Origin of the sequence: Bacillus nitratireducens (assembly GCF_001884135.1) — a bacterium.
Lineage (GTDB): Bacteria > Bacillota > Bacilli > Bacillales > Bacillaceae_G > Bacillus_A > Bacillus_A nitratireducens.
On the sequence record NZ_MAOC01000100.1, the window covers coordinates 1 to 250 of the forward strand.

1 protein-coding gene is annotated in these 250 nt (G+C 37.6%); it reads left to right on the forward strand.

The features are described from left to right. A partial coding sequence (locus tag BAU23_RS28775) for a zinc ribbon domain-containing protein (protein ID WP_165615110.1) occupies nt 1–190 on the forward strand: 190 nt, incomplete at its 5' end. Nucleotides 191–250: the final 60 nt, after the last annotated feature.

Consider the following 250-nt stretch of genomic DNA (forward strand, 5'->3'; position numbering starts at 1 on the left):
GAAAACATTTGCTTCAAGCCAATTATGTTCTTGTTGTGGATATCAAAACAAAGACGTTAAAAATCTAAACCTACGTAAATGGGACTGCCCTTCTTGCCTTACACACCATGATAGGGATATTAACGCAAGTATCAATCTAAAGAATGAAGCGATAAGGCTTCTAACCGCAAGGACTGTGGAGATAGCCTAATAAATTAGAGTTCGATAGAACTCTTTACTTAGGAATCCCCCTCTTCTAAACGAAGTGAAA